The sequence below is a fragment of the Algivirga pacifica genome (assembly GCF_039543525.1).
Classification (GTDB): domain Bacteria; phylum Bacteroidota; class Bacteroidia; order Cytophagales; family Flammeovirgaceae; genus Algivirga; species Algivirga pacifica.
Window position 1 is genome coordinate 43,506 of record NZ_BAABJX010000045.1, and the last position, 17,448, is coordinate 60,953.

Annotated in this window: 12 protein-coding genes; 10 read left to right on the forward strand and 2 right to left on the reverse strand. The window is 43.0% G+C overall.

From position 1 onward, the window contains the following. Nucleotides 1–349 precede the first annotated feature (349 nt). The 9 genes from ABD985_RS15015 to ABD985_RS15055 all read left to right on the forward strand — a co-directional run bounded on the left by ABD985_RS15015 (nt 350) and on the right by ABD985_RS15055 (nt 11,858). Nucleotides 350–5,257, forward strand: coding sequence for a 2-oxoacid:acceptor oxidoreductase family protein (locus ABD985_RS15015; RefSeq protein ID WP_345373099.1), 4,908 nt, complete (start codon nt 350–352; stop codon nt 5,255–5,257). An 8-nt stretch (nt 5,258–5,265) separates the two neighbouring features. Then, nucleotides 5,266–6,615, forward strand: coding sequence for an electron transport complex subunit RsxC (gene rsxC / locus ABD985_RS15020; protein ID WP_345373101.1), 1,350 nt, complete (start codon nt 5,266–5,268; stop codon nt 6,613–6,615). After that, nucleotides 6,605–7,621, forward strand: a complete 1,017-nt coding sequence (locus tag ABD985_RS15025) for an RnfABCDGE type electron transport complex subunit D (RefSeq protein WP_345373103.1) — start codon at nt 6,605–6,607, stop codon at nt 7,619–7,621. Before rsxC ends, ABD985_RS15025 begins: the two co-directional genes overlap by 11 nt. Next, nucleotides 7,618–8,319 (forward strand): RnfABCDGE type electron transport complex subunit G, encoded by a 702-nt coding sequence (locus tag ABD985_RS15030; protein ID WP_345373105.1) that lies wholly within the window; start codon nt 7,618–7,620, stop codon nt 8,317–8,319. Before ABD985_RS15025 ends, ABD985_RS15030 begins: the two co-directional genes overlap by 4 nt. Then, a complete protein-coding gene (gene rsxE / locus ABD985_RS15035) occupies nt 8,303–8,977 on the forward strand; it encodes an electron transport complex subunit RsxE (RefSeq protein ID WP_345373107.1) in 675 nt (224 codons plus the stop codon). The genes ABD985_RS15030 and rsxE overlap by 17 nt, the downstream gene beginning before the upstream one ends. Then, on the forward strand, nt 8,977–9,549 hold the full coding sequence (locus ABD985_RS15040; protein WP_345373109.1) for an electron transport complex protein RnfA: 573 nt from the start codon (nt 8,977–8,979) through the stop codon (nt 9,547–9,549). The genes rsxE and ABD985_RS15040 overlap by 1 nt, the downstream gene beginning before the upstream one ends. Nucleotides 9,550–9,561: 12 nt before the next feature. After that, entirely contained in the window at nt 9,562–9,762 is a 201-nt protein-coding gene (locus ABD985_RS15045) for a hypothetical protein (protein WP_345373111.1), read from the forward strand. Nucleotides 9,763–9,796: 34 nt separating this feature from the next. Further along, nucleotides 9,797–10,654 carry a ferredoxin reductase domain-containing protein gene (locus ABD985_RS15050; protein ID WP_345373113.1) on the forward strand — a complete coding sequence of 286 codons (858 nt, stop codon included), beginning with the start codon at nt 9,797–9,799 and terminating at the stop codon, nt 10,652–10,654. A 340-nt stretch (nt 10,655–10,994) separates the two neighbouring features. After that, nucleotides 10,995–11,858 carry an RnfABCDGE type electron transport complex subunit B gene (locus tag ABD985_RS15055; RefSeq protein WP_345373115.1) on the forward strand — a complete coding sequence of 288 codons (864 nt, stop codon included), beginning with the start codon at nt 10,995–10,997 and terminating at the stop codon, nt 11,856–11,858. A gap of 147 nt (nt 11,859–12,005) precedes the next feature. Here ABD985_RS15055 and ABD985_RS15060 read toward each other — a convergent pair whose 3' ends face one another. After that, nucleotides 12,006–15,629: a DUF6923 family protein gene (locus tag ABD985_RS15060; RefSeq protein ID WP_345373118.1), complete on the reverse strand. Its 3,624-nt coding sequence runs from the start codon at nt 15,627–15,629 to the stop codon at nt 12,006–12,008. A 345-nt stretch (nt 15,630–15,974) separates the two neighbouring features. Between ABD985_RS15060 and ABD985_RS15065 the strand changes: the two genes are divergently transcribed. Continuing rightward, nucleotides 15,975–16,445, forward strand: a complete 471-nt coding sequence (locus ABD985_RS15065; RefSeq protein WP_345373120.1) for a hypothetical protein — start codon at nt 15,975–15,977, stop codon at nt 16,443–16,445. A 102-nt stretch (nt 16,446–16,547) separates the two neighbouring features. Here the strand turns inward: ABD985_RS15065 and tsf are convergent, their stop codons facing one another. Continuing rightward, nucleotides 16,548–17,378 carry a translation elongation factor Ts gene (gene tsf, locus ABD985_RS15070; RefSeq protein ID WP_345373122.1) on the reverse strand — a complete coding sequence of 277 codons (831 nt, stop codon included), beginning with the start codon at nt 17,376–17,378 and terminating at the stop codon, nt 16,548–16,550. Nucleotides 17,379–17,448: the final 70 nt, after the last annotated feature.

Consider the following 17,448-nt stretch of genomic DNA (forward strand, 5'->3'; position numbering starts at 1 on the left):
AGTACTACTTTTTTTATGAATTGGAATTCTGCAATTAATTATTACTTGGTTGACTTTCGTCACTATTTCTACCTGACCCCCATCATCTGAAAGAACTCCCTCGATCTTAAATTTAAGGTATTGATATCGTGATAGATAGTAACACGAATACCTATCAATTTATGCAGGCCCAATGAATTTTATGTGCTGTAGAAGGTCGCTAACGCTATCCGAGTATAAGGATAGCATTGGTTACCGCCCCTAACGAGACACATCCTGATTTCCTACCCCGATGTGCTCACCGAACGAACAAAGTTGCTTCATACCTGCCCTCTGAAAACGAAATACCAAAACATTTAAGCACAGAACCATGAGCACTAACACATCCTCTAAAAAAATTAAGTATCCGGGAGTTCGAGTAGCAATGGATGGTAATACCGCAGCCATTATGTGTGAGCGGGAATCCAGTGATGCTGCGGGAGCGTATCCTATTACCCCTTCTACCCAGATGGGAGAGTATTGGGCAGAAGAAGCTGCCAAAGGTCACCTGAACATTTCCAATAAGCCTTTGATCTTTATAGAACCTGAAGGAGAGCATGCGGCGGCAGCCGTTACAGCAGGGTTATCTATGACAGGACAGCGTGCAGCGAATTTCTCCTCAGGGCAAGGGATTGCCTATATGCATGAGTCCCTGTATGCGGCAGTAGGAAAACGCTTGACCTATGTCTTGAATATAGGAGCAAGGGCAATGACAAAATCTACCCTCAATGTACATGCAGGACATGATGATTACCATGCGGTAGATGATACAGGATTTTTCCAGCTTTTCGCAAAAAAAGCACAGCATGTGGCAGACCTGAACATCATTGCCCATAAGATTGCGGAGATGGCACTTACGCCAGGAATCATCGCACAGGATGGCTTTTTAACCACTCACTTGATTGAGTCCATGAACTTACCGGAGCGAGAACTGATCAGGGAGTTTTTGGGAAGACCGGATGATATCATTGATACTCCAACGCCTGCACAGCGCATCATTTACGGAGACCAAAGAAGAAGAATTCCGGAAATATGGGATGTGGATAATCCACTGATGGCTGGAATTGTTCAAAACCAAGATTCTTATATGCAAAGTGTGGCAGCCCAGCGCCCATTCTTTTTTGACCATATTCAGGAAATTACCGATCAGGCCTTTGAGGAGTTTTATACACTTACCGGAAGAAAGTATGCTCGGGTAATGACCTATAAGGTAGAAGATGCAGATTACCTGATTGTGGGGCAAGGGAGTGTGGTGTCCAGTGCAGAAGCAGTCGTCGATTATATAAGAGAAACGAGAGGATTGAAAGTAGGGGTCGTGGACTTGGTGATGTTCCGTCCGTTTCCATCAGATTATATCAGTCATATCCTGAAAGGAAAGAAAGGAGTGACAGTATTGGAACGATTGGATCAGCCGTTGGCAGAGGATTTGCCAATGATGCGAGAAATCCGCTCGGCACTTTCCAAAGGATTGGAGAATAGTGCTTACAAAAAAGATAAGCCTTTCCCTGCCGTAGCCACGATTAAACCGAACGAAATGCCTGCCTTATATTCTGGTTCTTTCGGAATGGGTAGTCGTGATTTGCAGCCGGAAGGTATTATAGGAGCCATAGAAAATATGTTAGGCGATGGAGCGCACAAGAAACGATTCTACCTTTCTATTGATTTTATCAGGGAAGTCGCCGTGACTCCTAAGCAGCGTTTGTATCAGGAAACTATTTCAGAAGCATACCCTCATGTGAAAGACTTGTCAGTAAGAGGTTCCGAGAATCCAAACCTGATGCCAAAGGATGCGGTAACGGTACGTTTCCATTCCGTTGGAGGATGGGGAGCAATTACTACTGGTAAGAACCTCGCCATGACGCTATTTGATTTACTAGGATATGATATTAAGGCAAATCCTAAATATGGCTCAGAAAAGAAAGGACAGCCAACGACATATTACTTGGCGGCAGCACCGGAGCCTATCCGTATCAATTGCGAATATTACTTTGTAGACGTAGTACTTTCTCCGGACCCGAATGTCTTTAAGCATACCAATGCGATTGCGGGGTTGAAGGATGAAGGGTGTTTTATTATTCAAAGTGATAAAGCAACACCAGAAGAGGTTTGGGCAACAATTCCTAAGCACTATCAACGCCAGATTATAGACCGTAATATCCATGTCTTTTATATCGATGGATTTAAGATCGCCCGTGAGGAAGCAACCGACCCGGAATTGCAGCTACGTATGCAGGGAATAGCTTTCCAGGGAGCATTTTTCTCAGCCTCTCCACTAATGGAAAAAACAGGATTAAATCCAGATACCTTATTGAAGGCGATTGAGGATCAGCTACAGCATAAATTCGGAGGAAAAGGACAACGAGTAGTGGACGATAATATGCGGGTAGTGAAGAGAGGATTTGATGAAGTTCATGAAATTACTTGTAAGGAACTGGATAATGAGGAAATCTTGGAGCTGCAGGAAGAAGAGATCAGTTTACCAAGTATGCTGAAAGAATCTCCTCAGAGTGAATCCAAATTAAGTGATATCCACCGTTTCTGGGAACAGACAGGGAGCTTCTATGCGAAAGGACAAGGGAATGATAATATCACCGATCCATTTATAGGGTTATCTGTGATGCCGGCTACGACTTCCCTCTTCAGGGATATGACCGGTATCCGCTTCGAGCATCCGGAATGGATTCCGAATAATTGTACGGCTTGTGGTAACTGTTATGCGGTATGTCCGGATACAGCCATACCGGGTTTGGTAAGTGAGCTTTCCGATGTGCTGAACACGATTGTGAAGCGAGTGAATAAGAAATACGGAAAAGCAGAATTCTTACCAAAAGAAATCAGAAAGCTGGAAGGACAGATCCGTAAACTGTTTGAGCAAGGAGATAAGAAGAAGACTGTGAATGATCACATACATACGGTACTGGATGAGAAGATCTACGATGCAGAAACACCAATGGAGGTGGTGAAAGAACTGGAGTGGTTTAAGGAAGAGTTGGGAGACTTTAAATTTGCACTGACACGCCCTTACTTTGAACTGCATGAGAAAAAAGAGAAAGGAAGTGGAGGCTTATTCAGTATAACCATAAACCCCCAGACTTGTAAGGGGTGTATGGAGTGTGTGAAAGTTTGTGAGGATGATGCCTTGCAAATTGTCCCTCAGACAGAAGGCTCTGTGATCAAGCTAAGACAGGAGTGGGACTTGTGGAGAGATTTGCCAAATACCCCTCAGAAATATAATAGGGTAGATGATCTGGAAGAGAAAATAGGACCGCTGGAAACGATCCTATTGAATAAGGATGCCTATTTGAACTTTGCCAGTGGAGATGGAGCATGTTTAGGGTGTTCGGAGAAGTCCGTTGTGCACCTCTTTACGGCTACCGTTGAGTCGCTAATGATGCCGAGAGTCGAGAAGCACTTGAAGTATCTGGAAGAATTGATTGCCAAGCTGGAAAAACATATACAGCTAAAACTGATGGATACTGTCAATCTGAATGATCCGGACCTAATGGCTAATATCGTGAATGATATGCAGGATACGGATCTGACGATGTCAGGAATTACGAGTCGTATTGAGTCTGCCAAAGGTACGCAACCGATTGATCAAGGTTGGTTTAGGCATGTGACTCAGCTATTGGCAGAGCTGAAGCGACTGAAGTGGAAATACACCAATGGAGTTTCCGGAAAAGGTAGGGCGAATATGGGGATGACCAACGCTACAGGTTGTACGTCAGTGTGGGGTAGTACGTATCCGTTTAATCCTTATCCATTCCCTTGGGCGAATCACTTATTCCAGGACTCGCCGTCTTTAGCGATGGGTATTTTTGAAGGCCATATATCCAAGATGGCAGAAGGCTTTAAGGCCGTTCGTAAAGCAGAGCTGGAGCTGAAAGGAGAATATAGCCCAGAGAAACACGATGACTTCTTTACTTACTTCACCTGGCAGCAGTTTACGGATGAGGAATGGAAGTTGTGTCCTCCAGTAGTGGCATTGGGTGGGGATGGTTCTATGTATGATATCGGGTTCCAGAACCTTTCCCGATTGATGGCCTCCGGTAAGCCAATCAAGGTAGTGGTAGTCGATACTCAGGTATATTCCAATACAGGTGGACAGGCGTGTACGTCAGGCTTTATTGGTCAGGTATCGGATATGGCGCAATATGGTAAAGTATGGCAGGGTAAACCGGAGCCTCGTAAAGAGATTGGTTTAATTGCTATGGCACACCGCAATACTTATGTGATGCAAGCCACACTTTCCAACACAAGCCATATGATCGAAGGCTTTATTGATGGCTTGATGGCGAAACGTCCGGCATTATTCAATATCTACACGACTTGTCAGCCAGAGCATGGGGTAGCGGATGATTTGGGTGTACATCAGGCAAAACTGGCGGTAGAATCCCGTGCTTACCCAGTCTTTAAGTACAATCCTGAGTTAGGTGTGAAACCTTATGAAGCATTTGACCTTAGTGGTAACCCTGATCAGGATAAAGACTGGCCTACTTATCAGTTGAAATATCTGGATAATGGGGTAGAAAAGCAGATGGAGATCGAGATGACCTTCGCAGACTTTGCCATTACCGAAGGAAGATTCAGAAAGCATTTCCGAAAAGTCCCAAGAGATGCTTGGAATGAGAATATGATTCCTTTGGCGCAGTTCCTTGAATTATCTGTGGAAGAGCGGGAAGGGAAGTATCCATTTATTTGGGCGGTGGATAAGAAGCAACATTTGGCGAGAGTCCTTGTAGCAGAACCAATGGTACATTCTTGTGAAGAAAGAAGAGACTTCTGGCATATGCTAAAAGCGTTGGGAGAGCAACCAGAAGTGAAAGAAGTAGATACTACGCAGGTCAAAGCTGAGATCGTACAGAATATCGCTCAGGGATTAATGAAACTGGCGAATGGCGATGGAGGAGAGTTAAAAGATCTGGTAATGCCTGTAGTTCAGGAGCAAAAACAGGAAACAGGACAAGAAGTATCCTCTTCTAATGAGGATTTTATTTCTCCCTGGATAGAGACAGACCTCTGTAGCGGGTGTGATGAATGCATCAAAGTCAACAATAAGGTGTTTGCTTATAATGCAGACAAGAAAGCAGAGATCATCAATGTAGCGGGTGCTCCTTTTCAGGACTTGGTGAAGGCAGCGGAGAAGTGTAGCCAGGGAGTCATTCATCCGGGAACACCTAAGGACCTGAATGAGAAAGACCTGAAAAAATGGATCAAAAGGGCGGAACGTTTTAACTAGGTGACCTTATGAAGTTATTTAATTTTAGAAAAAATACCTTCAAACACGGGATCCACCCTCCGGAGCACAAAGTGGAAACGAACGGACTTAAGATCCGTCAGTTTCCCTTTGCTCCGGTGATGATTCTTCCATTGGCTCAGCATATAGGTGCAGTGGCTGAGCCGGTGGTAAGGGAAGGACAGGAAGTAGTCAGAGGACAGCTATTGGCGAAAGCCAGTGGCTTCGTATCGGTTCCTTTGCATGCGCCGGTATCTGGTGTGGTCAAGAAGATTCAGAAGGTTCCTACAGTAGGAGGAAAGATGGTGGATGGGATTTATCTGCAAACTTCTCCTTCTTCAGGACAAACGGTAAGGGAAGGTAAACCTCTACCATTGTCAACCGCTAGTTCGGAGCAAATCCTGAAAGCCATACAGGATGCCGGTATTGTGGGATTGGGAGGTGCAGCATTTCCAACGCATGTGAAACTGAAAGTGCCGGATGGAAAAACATGCCATACCCTTTTGGTGAATGGCGTAGAGTGTGAACCATTTCTGACGACTGACCATAGGGTAATGCTGGAGCAATCGGATGATATCCTGATGGGGTTACGGTATTTACTGAAAGCTACGGGGGCACAAGAGGCGATTATTGGGATAGAAGCTAATAAACGTGATGCGGCAGAACATTTACAATCGGTGATTCCGGATGATCTTCCCGTAAGGGTGAAGGTCGTTCCGGTAAAATATCCTCAAGGCGCAGAGAAGATGCTGATCACAGCAGTTTTGGGAAAAGAGGTGCCCTCTGGCGGTTTACCGATTGATGTGGGTGTGGTCGTGGTGAATGTTGCCACGGCAGCAGAAATTGGTCGGTTATTACCACATGGAAAGGGAATACAGGAGCGGGTAGTCACGGTGACGGGACCAGGGGTAAAAGCAAAAGGAAATTATCTTATTCCAATTGGTACGCCATTACGTTTTGTCTTGGAACAAGTAGGGGTAGAGGATAATATCAGTGAGGTGTATATGGGAGGCCCTATGATGGGAATGGCGGTATCGAATCTGGATACTCCTATTGTCAAGGGAACATCCGGTGTGGTCGTATTTACGAGTAAAGAGGTCAAGCACGAACAGGAGGTGTACCCTTGTATTCGCTGTGGTGCCTGTGTAGAGGCTTGTCCTTTATCCTTGAATCCTTCTGTGATGGGAATGTTGGCAAAAAATAAGGCTTACGATACGATGGCAGAGGAAGAACATTTGATGGATTGTTTTGAATGTGGTTCCTGCTCCTTTGTATGTCCTTCCCATATTCCTTTGGTACAGTACTTCAGGCAATCGAAACAGTTTTTGAGAAACCGAAAACAGAAAGAACATGCTGACTAAAACATTACATATTAGTACTTCTCCTCATTTGGTGAGTGGGAGGAGCACAAGCATGATTATGCGACATGTGGTTTATGCTTTGCTGCCGATCGCTGCATTCTCGGTGTATGTTTTTGGGTTGAGCGCATTACTGTTGTTGCTGGTGACGGTAGGTTCTTGTTTACTGACAGAGCACTTATTATGCTATTGGAGTGGCAAACGTTCTACCATAGGAGACTGGTCGGCTATTATCACGGGATTATTATTAGGAATGACATTGCCACCGGCATTTCCGTTATGGATGGCCTTTGTCGGAGGGGTAATCAGTATTGCTTTGGGAAAGTTTGCTTTTGGAGGATTGGGGTATAATGTCTTTAATCCGGCTTTGGTGGGAAGAGCCGTATTACAGGCAGCCTTTCCGGTGGCGATCACCTCCTGGAGTTCACCAATGTTGGAGGAGCGCTTTTTCACGTTACCTTCTTCGGTGTTGACCTTCCCGTTTATGCAACCTGTATTTGATGGGATGTCGGGAGCGACCCCACTATCAGCCTTTAAGTTTGATCATGTAGTCACGGAGCTTCCTGCCTTGGCCTTGGGTATGGTGAGTGGTTCCGCCGGAGAGACCAGTGTACTGTTGATCATATTGGGTGGGGCCTATTTGGCTATCCGTAAAATGATGAACTGGAAAATTCCTGTAACCATTCTGAGTACCGTATTTCTGTTCAGTGCGCTGCTGTATGGTATAGATGCTGAAACCTATCCATCACCTTTCTTTATGTTGATGAGTGGAGGTTTAATGTTGGGAGCGGTCTTTATGGCTTCTGATATGGTGGGATCACCGATGACTACAATGGGGATGATTGTTTATGGGGTATTTATAGGGATAATGGTGGTTGTGATACGGCTATGGGGAGGCTTGCCGGAAGGAGTGATGTATGCTATTCTATTGGGGAATGCCCTCACTCCTCAGTTGGACAAACTGATTAAGCCTAGAGTTTATGGTACATCAAAACGGAAAATACTATGAATAAAGTTCACAAAGATATTCCGAAACAAGCACAGACCTCTTCCTCTAAAATGCTTTTGGCAATGGCAGGGATAGGGGCGGTATGTGCATTGTTGATCGCTTTCGTTTTTGAGACCACTTTACCCAGAAGAGAGTCCCTAAAAGAAGAAGCATTGCAGCAGGCCATCTTTAAAGTGGTTCCGAATGGAAAAAAGTCTATTGCCTTTGTTTTGAACGACGAAGGTATATTGGCTCCGTTAGGTGATGGAGAAAAAGGAGAGGTCGCTTTGTATGCTGCTTATGATGATAATGGTGTATTGCAAGGGGTGGCGATAGAGGCAACAGGACAGGGATATGCAGATCTGATTAAGGTCTTGTATGGGTATAGTTTAGAAAGGGAGGCTATTGTAGGACATTATGTTTTGGAAAGTAAGGAGACTCCGGGATTAGGAGATCGCATAGAGAAAGATGAACGCTTCTTGACCAATTTTAAAATGCTAAGTGCGAGGTTGGACGCTTCAGGAAAGCAACTGCTACATCCGATTGTCACGGTAAAAGAAGGAAGGAAGCAGCAGACTTGGGAGATCGATGGAATGACGGGAGCAACAATCTCTTCTCGGGCGATAGGAGATATTTTGAATAAGAGTTGCCAACAGATGCTGCCTTTAGTACAGGCTCAAAAGGAACAAATACAAAATGCTTATGGAAACCTTAACTAAAGTAGCACCAAAGAATACGCCTGATTCCTCTCCAAAAAAGAAGGGAAGGAAGCCTGCGGACCTGCTGAGTAATGATGAGTTTATCAAGGGGTTATGGCGGGAGAATCCAGTATTTGTACAAGTATTGGGGATGTGTCCGGTATTGGCAGTAACCAATACGGCAGAGAATGCTTTGGCGATGGGATTGGCGACGTCTTTTGTATTGCTGATGTCCAATGTATTGGTGTCTTCACTTCGGAATTTTATCCCTAAAGAAGTACGTATATCTTCCTATATCCTGATCATCGCCACTTTTGTGACCATTATTGATTATGTGATACAATCCATCAGTGTAGAGTTACACAAGAGCCTGGGGGCCTTTATCTCCCTGATTGTGGTCAACTGTTTAATTCTAAGTAGGGCAGAGGCTTTTGCCTCAAAAAATACGATAGGAAAGTCAGTCAGTGATGCCTTAGGTATGGGAATGGGATTCACTTTTGCCTTGCTGTGTTTGGGAGTGGTAAGGGAGTTACTGGGTAGTGGAAGTATTTTTGGCTGGCAGTTGATGATGGATAATTTTCAGACCTGGATCATTATGATTCTTCCGGCCGGAGGTTTTTTCACCTTAGCATTATGGCTTTTACTGTTTAATGGTCTTCAACTTAAAAAATCAAAGTAATGGATGCTTCATTATGGAAAATATTTATAGGAGCCAGTCTGATCAACAACTTTGTGTTGGCCTATTTTCTGGGAATATGTCCCTTTTTGGGAGTATCGGGTAAGTTATCCACAGCGACGAAAATGGGAGCGGCAGTGATGTTTGTAATGTTGATCGCTTCTGTTTGTGCCTATGGGATTAATGCTTTGTTGGCAGCGATAAATGCTCCTTTTCTGAGCTTGATCAGTTATATCGTGGTGATCGCATCTACGGTACAATTGGTAGAGATGTTTATCAAGAAAATGAGTCCGGCCTTGTTTCAGTCTTTGGGAATATTTCTTCCCTTGATTACGACGAACTGTGCTATTCTTGGATTAGTATTATTCCAGACTAGTAAAGGATATGGTTGGCTGCAAAGTATTGTATTTGCCTTGGGGGCAGGAGTTGGGTTTACCATAGCTCTCGTATTAATGGCAGGGTTACGGGAACGACTGGACTTTGCCGAAACACCCCATATGGTAAAGGGAGTTGCCCTTACTTTATTGGTTGCAGGTATATTATCTCTATCGTTTATGGGTTTCTCTGGATTATAAGAAGTGAGAGATATGATGTCTTATTTTACGTCAATTGGATTCATAGTACTTATCCTACTTTTCTGGGTAGGTATACAAGCTGCCTGGAAAGTCTTGTTTTCTGACTATAGACAAGAAGAGGATGCTTTAGCGAATAGGTCTTCTTGTGCAGGGTGCAAATGTAAAACAGATGTCTGCAAAAGGAAGGTGAAAGAGAATGTATATCATCTCTAAAATTTAAAAATTCCACATTAAAAATTTCAATGCCATGACACAAATCGCTGATTACAATGTCGATCAAACTTATTCCGCTAAGGTAAGACGTACGATGCGTCTCACACCGGAAGATACTGAGGAGGTAAGAGAGATTGTTTTGGAAGTATTGGATCCTGATTTTGAATGTCAGATCAACCAAAGTTTTGGAGTATTGGTCAGAACCTCTGACCTATTTGGAAAGATGCATCAACACAGGCTGTACAGTGTGGCTGATGTTCCTAAAAGAGAAAATGGAAATCAGGTGATCACATTATTGGTAAGACGATGTGATTACGTAGATGAGTTTAGTGGAGAGCTATACAAAGGAGTATGCTCCAATCATCTGTGTAACTTGAGAGAGGGTGACTTGCTCACGATTACAGGGCCTTATGAGATGGCATTCCAGATACCGTCATCTAATACTGCAAATATACTGATGATAGGAATAGGAACAGGTATTGCACCTTTCCGGGCATTTACCAAAAGTCTCTATGGACAGTATGCCGATTGGAAAGGTAAGGTAAGGTTGTACTACGGAGCAAACAGTGGCTTGGAAATGCTTTACCTGAATGATGCCAAAGGAGATTTGACTAATTACTATGATCAGAAATCATTTGAAGCTTTCAAGGCTGTAAGTCCAAGACCAAAATGGGCAGATCCTATAGCATTGGATGAAGTATTAGAAAGTCAAGCAGAGGAAATCAAGGAAATGCTGGCCTCCAGTAATACCTATGTATATGTAGCGGGACATGAACGCCTAAGACATAATATGGATAAAGCATTTACCACGATTATGGGGTCATGGGAGGATTGGCTAAGCAGAAAAGCAGAATTGATTGCTGGCAATAAATGGGCAGAAATCATCTACTAGCCAGTTGTTCATGTTGTTTAGTTGAGCTTCGCTCGTTCATATTGTTTAGTTGTTATATAGAGTTTAAACAACAGTAATGTCATTGACCTAGTGAGATAGAAGGCATAAAAATTAAATTTCTATTCTGATGATACAATGTAGCCCCTTGCCTCACGCACGGTCTGTAGGACAAGGGGCCACGGAAGAATAGTATACCGAATAGCTGAACAACTAAACATCATGAACGAGCGAAGCTCCACTAAACAATATGAACAAAAAGCCTCAACTCACCAAAGGTGAAACTCAACAGCCCGAAGGGCTACTCAACCAGCCGCGTAAGCGGCCTCAACAATAACCGCCTATGTCTATTTTAACTGCATTTATCGCTTTGGGAGGACTGACGTTACTTCTCGCCTTACTGCTCGTAGTAGCCAATAAGAAACTATATGTATACGAAGATCCTCGCATTGATCAAGTAGACAATATGCTTCCGCATGCCAATTGCGGTGCCTGTGGTTTTCCGGGATGTCGACCATTTGCAGAAGCATTGGTGGCTCAAAAGACTGCTCCTTCTAAATGTACTGTCAATACGGAAGAGGGCAAGCAAGCTATAGCTGCTTACCTGGGAGTAGCATCTGGTGCTGAAGAAAAGCGGGTGGCTCGTTTGGCCTGTGGAGGAGGAGATAATGTCGCTTATCGCAATGCTCAATACCGAGGAATGACAAGCTGCCAGGCAAGTGCTTTAGTAGCGGGAGGAGATAAGGATTGTACCTGGGGATGTCTAGGACTGGGGGACTGTGCCGTATCCTGTACATTCGGAGCGATAGAGATGGATGCCAATGGGCTACCAAGGGTTAATGAGGATAAGTGTACCGCTTGTGGGGATTGTGTAGATGCTTGCCCTAAAGGCTTGTTCTCTATAGAACTAGCGGAGAACCGATTATGGATTAATTGTAAAAGTAAGAAAGAAGGAGATGAGGTATTGACTGCTTGTCAGGTAGGATGTACGGCTTGTGGAAAATGTGTAATGGATGCAGCTGGATTAATTCACATGCAAGACAATTTACCGGTGATTGATTATCAAAAAGGACAATTGACTCAAGAACCAATGCAGCGATGTCCAACCGGTGCAATTGTTTGGCTAGATAAGGAAAAAGGAATTGTCAAGGGAGAAGGGGCGAAAAAGATAATCAGGAAGGAAGCTTTGGGTAATCATTGTTCGTAGTGCTACGTATCTCATACACTGAGGCAAACTTGTTCTCATAATATAAAAAGTAAGGACACGCACGACATATACTGCCAATAGCGTGTCCTTTTTGTGAAATGTAATCAGTACTCTGCACTCTATGCAAGGTGAATATTCACACCTTTTTTATTCTTTAATCACTTTAAAGCTATCAATCACCCCAGTAGAATCGTTCTCGAGTACGACCTGATAAATACCAAATGGTAGACCACTGATGTTAACAATCGCCTCTCCTTCAGTCAGAACCTGACGATCAACCACTTTTATGCCACTGGTATTATACAAAGTCACATAAACTGCTTCACTGACCTGCTTATCTACTAGTGTTACATTCAAGGTATTTACTGCTGGGTTAGGGTAGAAGTTAGCGACCCTGGTATTAGAATTACCAGCATCTGTACTGATGATGAATTTCACTTGCTTGAAGCAACGTTCTCCACTACAAAGTAGGGTATATGCCTTTAACACATAGAAGCCTTCTTCATTTACCGTTAGACCTACGTCTGAACGGAACTCATATGGAGGATTGGCATTAATCGTTTCTGAATCTATTAATACCTCAACTCCATTTTCCACTCTATACAAATCAAAATCGACAATATGTGGGGCTTCCACCCAATCTTCTAGTCTTAGTGATGGATAGAAGGTCGTTCCTGGTGCATAGGTTTGTAGATTATCGATTCCCTGAATAGACCAAATCAAATCATCACAGACTTGCTCGGCACCCTCTCCTGCGACAAATTGTAACTGATAGAAGCATGTACCATCATTACCAAAGTCAGCATAGAACTTCACTTTCATTAGGGAGGAGCGATCTGCAGTCCACTGGAAGTTGAACGGTGCGTTCGTATCTTCACTGACTAGGATCTCATTCTCTGTTCCTAGTCCCACTACTTCAAACAATCGGTACGTGATTTTATTTGGTACACGAGGCCAACCGTCCGTGTTAACCGTGATATTCAAGGTATCTCCCAGTTCGATGGCATGTCCTTCATGCACACCTTCCAACTGCCAGTCGAGCGTTTCACAAATCGGGAATGGATTAGAGGATCCCTCTCCGTTGACATAAAACAACACTTGCTTAAAGCAAACCTCTCCGCCCGGTAGATGGACATAGACTTTTACTTTGTATATACCTCCAACTGTTGGAACAAAGGCTGTGCTATCATTGTACTGATAAGGAGCAGTATTGTCTAAGTATTCATCCAGTAAGTTTTCTTGTGAACCTTCCTGTTTATATATTCTGAAGATTACCTTCTCAGGAGTAGGGGTCCAGTTATCAGACAAAGCGCTGAAGTATAGTGATTCGCCTTTATCGTAATACTCTCGGGCTATCACCCCATCAATTGACCAGTTTAATACACCGCAATTGCCGTCTACTGCAGAAACACTGAATGGAATTTCATAGCAGCAGTTAACAGTATCTGGGGCATATGGAGGAGCAAATTGCTGACACACCTCTAAACTGTAATCCCCAGCTCCACTATCGATAAAATCAATACCTTGCTCATCGAATATATAAGGAACGGTAGTATCTGTTTGGAAATTGACGATAGTCTTCACATTTCCATCGATACGATATAAAGTGAAACTTACTTGTTCTGAAGAAATCGCACGTTGATCTTCTTTATTTAGAGAAATATAGAGGCGTTCATCCTGACGGTATGTTACATCGTATTCTACACCAGAGAACTTCCAATATTGTTTCAGTGCGTTACACTTAAAGTCTACGACCTCTACAAAAACCTCTGCTCGTAAGCTTTCACATCCGGTGCTATCAATGGTACAGCTGACATAGAAGGTAGTGCTTTCTTGTAAAGTATCTGTCAAGAAGCTATTTCCTATGGAGATAATATCATTAGAACTTTCTGAAGTATACCAGGTATAGGTTACACCGGCTGCACTATCTGCAAATTCTAATAAAGCCTGCGTTCCAATACAGATACGTTCATTAATTGCTGCAGGAGTATCTGGAATCGTATTACCTCCTCCAATCGTTATTGTTTCTACACTTGTACAACCATTTGCATCGGTGACGGTTACGTCATAGGTACCTGGATCTAGATCTAGGCGATCTTTCGTGGTAGCTCCGTCGGACCAAAGGTAAGTATAAGGGGTAGCACCTCCTGTGATAGACAGTATCACCGAGCCTTTTCCATCATTGTCGCAAGTCGCATTTTGAAGATCATCTATCGTGATTCCTAGGGCAGTATTCTCCGTAATGTCAAAGGAAAGCATTTCTGAACAGAAGCTTACGACATCGGTCACTGTGACACTATAAGACCCTGCAGCTAAAGTTCCTATATTCGGAGCAGTAGAAGTAAAGCCCAAAGGTCCTGTCCACAGGTAAGTATAGGTGCCTGATCCACCTGTAACGGTTAAGTTCACTTCTCCTGTCAGGTCTCCGTTACATAGGACATTGGTTAATGAGGTATAGAGGGCTAGTTTATTGGTACGGACCGCATAGTCTTCGACTTCTCCCTCTATAGCCAGTCCACAAGAACGCTCATCCAAACTGTTGGTAGCTGTGTTATCACTCAATTGATCATAAGAGATCCGAACACGTAAATAGGTCACTGTATCACTGAAGCAACTCAACTCAGACCAGTTAAAAGATAGATCGCCACTTCCTTGTCCGACTGTTGTGGTACGTATTTCATCAGCAGAAAACTGTCCATCCTCATTTAAGTCTAACCAGGCGTAAACATAGGCCGTTTGATTTAGGGTGTTGGTATATGGTACCTGTACGGAAAAATCAAAATCAAGAGAAAGTGATGTTGAAAGCGCATCTTCATCATCAGAATTGGCATCTACTCCCAAGGCATCGCCTTCAAAGGTAACCGCACTTCCCAAGGTGAGCACAGGGTCATTTTCAATATAATGACGCGGCCCATCACTGTTGACTGTTGTTTTATACGAATCTGGTGCATCACCATAATCCAATTGAATTACCGCCAATGCACAACGAGCCCCATCATTATTACTTGATGCAGGCCCTTGTGTGAAAAAGGTAGATGTGACTGTGGTTGCTGTATCAGCAATGGTATGAGTTAAAGGGACTTGAAAGATTCTTCCTGAATTATTATTACTAACGTATAAGTTTCCATCTAAGTCATAGTAGACAGCTCCAAAACCACCAGTTTGAGAAGTAATGTCTCCTGATAAAGGAATATTAAAGATTAAGTTACCTGCCGTATCCTCTTTTACTAAATTATTACCAGACCGTACGGAGTAAAGGAAATCATCTACAGGGTTGAAAGCCCAATCGCTCCCTGTGGGGTTGGTAGAAGGAAAATCCCTGATAAATACAGGTCCCGTCCCATCCACATCCGAAAGATCTATTTCTTGTGTAGAATCTCTTCCGGGAGAATGTATATAGTATCGTCCGCTGGTGTTAATATCACCAATGATATAACTCCCTGTTGACATTCCAGGTACGGTAATGATTGTTACGGCATATGTAGAGGGATCTATTCTTACAAGCTGATTGGTTTGTGATCGATATGCATATAGATAGCCGTCTACAGGGTTAAATGCAGCGGCATTTAAGGTGCGATTAGCACTTTCATTACCCAGTATATCATCAATAACTAAAGTAGTATCTCCAGTGACTAGATCTACTTCATAAAGGTCTGTTAAGCTGTTTTGAAATAGGTAGGCTTTTCCGGGACAGTTTACTTGGGCTACTGATCGTGTTAAAGAACTCAATAGTAGCACCATGAATATCCCCAAAAGAGTAATTCTTTTCATAGTGGTGCTTGTAATATGTGTTGTGGGTTATTTTTGATAACTATGAAGCCTTTTTATATATCAATGGCATTAGATGGTAGTATTCCAATTACCTCGGCTAGTAGTGTTGTTTAATATTTATTAATATTAGTAAATACTTTTAGAATAAAGTATTCACAACTAAAGCGTTGTACGTAAGGTATTTCTAGTCAAAAAACTTTTAATCAACTCAATCCAATACTATTCTTTTATTATTACAAGAAAAAAAGTAGTAAGGGCCCTTCATGGGATGAAGACACCTTGTCCAAAGGTCATTTGATATTGTCTTATAGTTAGAAGAATCAAAAACTATTTAACAAATAAGGAATGAGACTCATTATTAGCAGTTTAATTACACTTTTATTTACCTTCACTTCTTGCACTAGTACATTCGATAAAGAACTTGACCAATTTGAGGGGACTTGGATATTGCTAGATTTGACTTATACTAATCTGGAGGGAGAGCAAAAACGAATAAGCGATTTAGCAACAACACTAACATTTACGGATGAAGAGGTTTCCGGTATGTTAGCGAGGAAAGGGTATCAGGATACTAATGGAGTGCGTTATGATTTTGTGTATCAGGTAGATCATTTGAATGCTACCATGGATATGAGTTTTGAAGGCATTGGGCCGGATTTACCGGTGGATGCTATGGGAAGAGCACAGGTTGTCAAGTATGATTTATCAGAATGGGAATTAGTTTTGTCTGCAGAATATGAGTATCATTCGGATGTATTGATCGAGCCGGAACGTTTAGAGGTAGAATATACCTTTGTTAAGGCGGGGGAAGAATAACAACTCCTGTACGGATAAAAGAAAAGCGTCATACCCTTTCAGGTGATGACGCTTTTTATTTTTATGTCAGCAAGAACCTAAGCTCTTGTGAACAGGCAGAACTTATGCAGTAGTTGCTACTCTCTGGAAGTTAACTACTTTAAGGCCTTTCTGAGTGTTGTCCAAGAATTGAGCAACAGTTACTGAAGGATCCTTAACGAATGCCTGCTCAGTAAGCGTGTTATCTTTCAAGAATTTTTTCACGTAACCGTCAGCGATACGGTCTACGATGTTCTCTGGCTTGCCTTCTTCTAATGCTTTCTCACGACCGAATGCTCTCTCTTTCTCAATAGTAGCTGAATCAACCGCATCAGGGTTAACCGCTAGAGGGCTCATCGCAGCGATTTGCATACCTACAGATCTACCTGCTTCAACTACGTCAGCATCGCCAGCTCCTTCAAGCTCAACAACAACACCAACTTTACGTCCGTGCTTGTAAACAGCTACTTTCTCAGCTTTAGTGTAAACGTATCCTGAAACGTGTACTTTCTCACCGATTTTACCGATAAGCTCAGTAGCTTTAGCCTCAAGAGTTTCGCCTTCTACTTCGATAGCCATCAACTCCTCTTTTGTTGCTGGTTTGTGCTCGATAGCTGCCTTAAGGATAGTTTCACCAAGACCAACGAAAGAATCGTTTACAGCTACAGGCTCAGTCTCACAACCAAGAGCGATAACGATTGCTTCAGAGTTGTCCTCGCTAGTCCAAGTGAAAACATCTCCTTCTGAAGTCTCTCTGTCAGCTCTTTTTGCTGCTACTTTCTGTCCTTTCTTACGAAGGATCTCAGTTGCTGCGTCAAAATCACCGTCTGCTTCCTGTAGGGCTTTTTTACAATCCATCATACCCGCCCCTGTGATAGTTCTAAGCTTCTGAACGTCTTTTGCTGTAATAGCCATTTTTAAATCTATTTAGATCGTTAAAGAATGATAGAGTGTGATGTCATCAGGATGAATGAATAGGAATCTC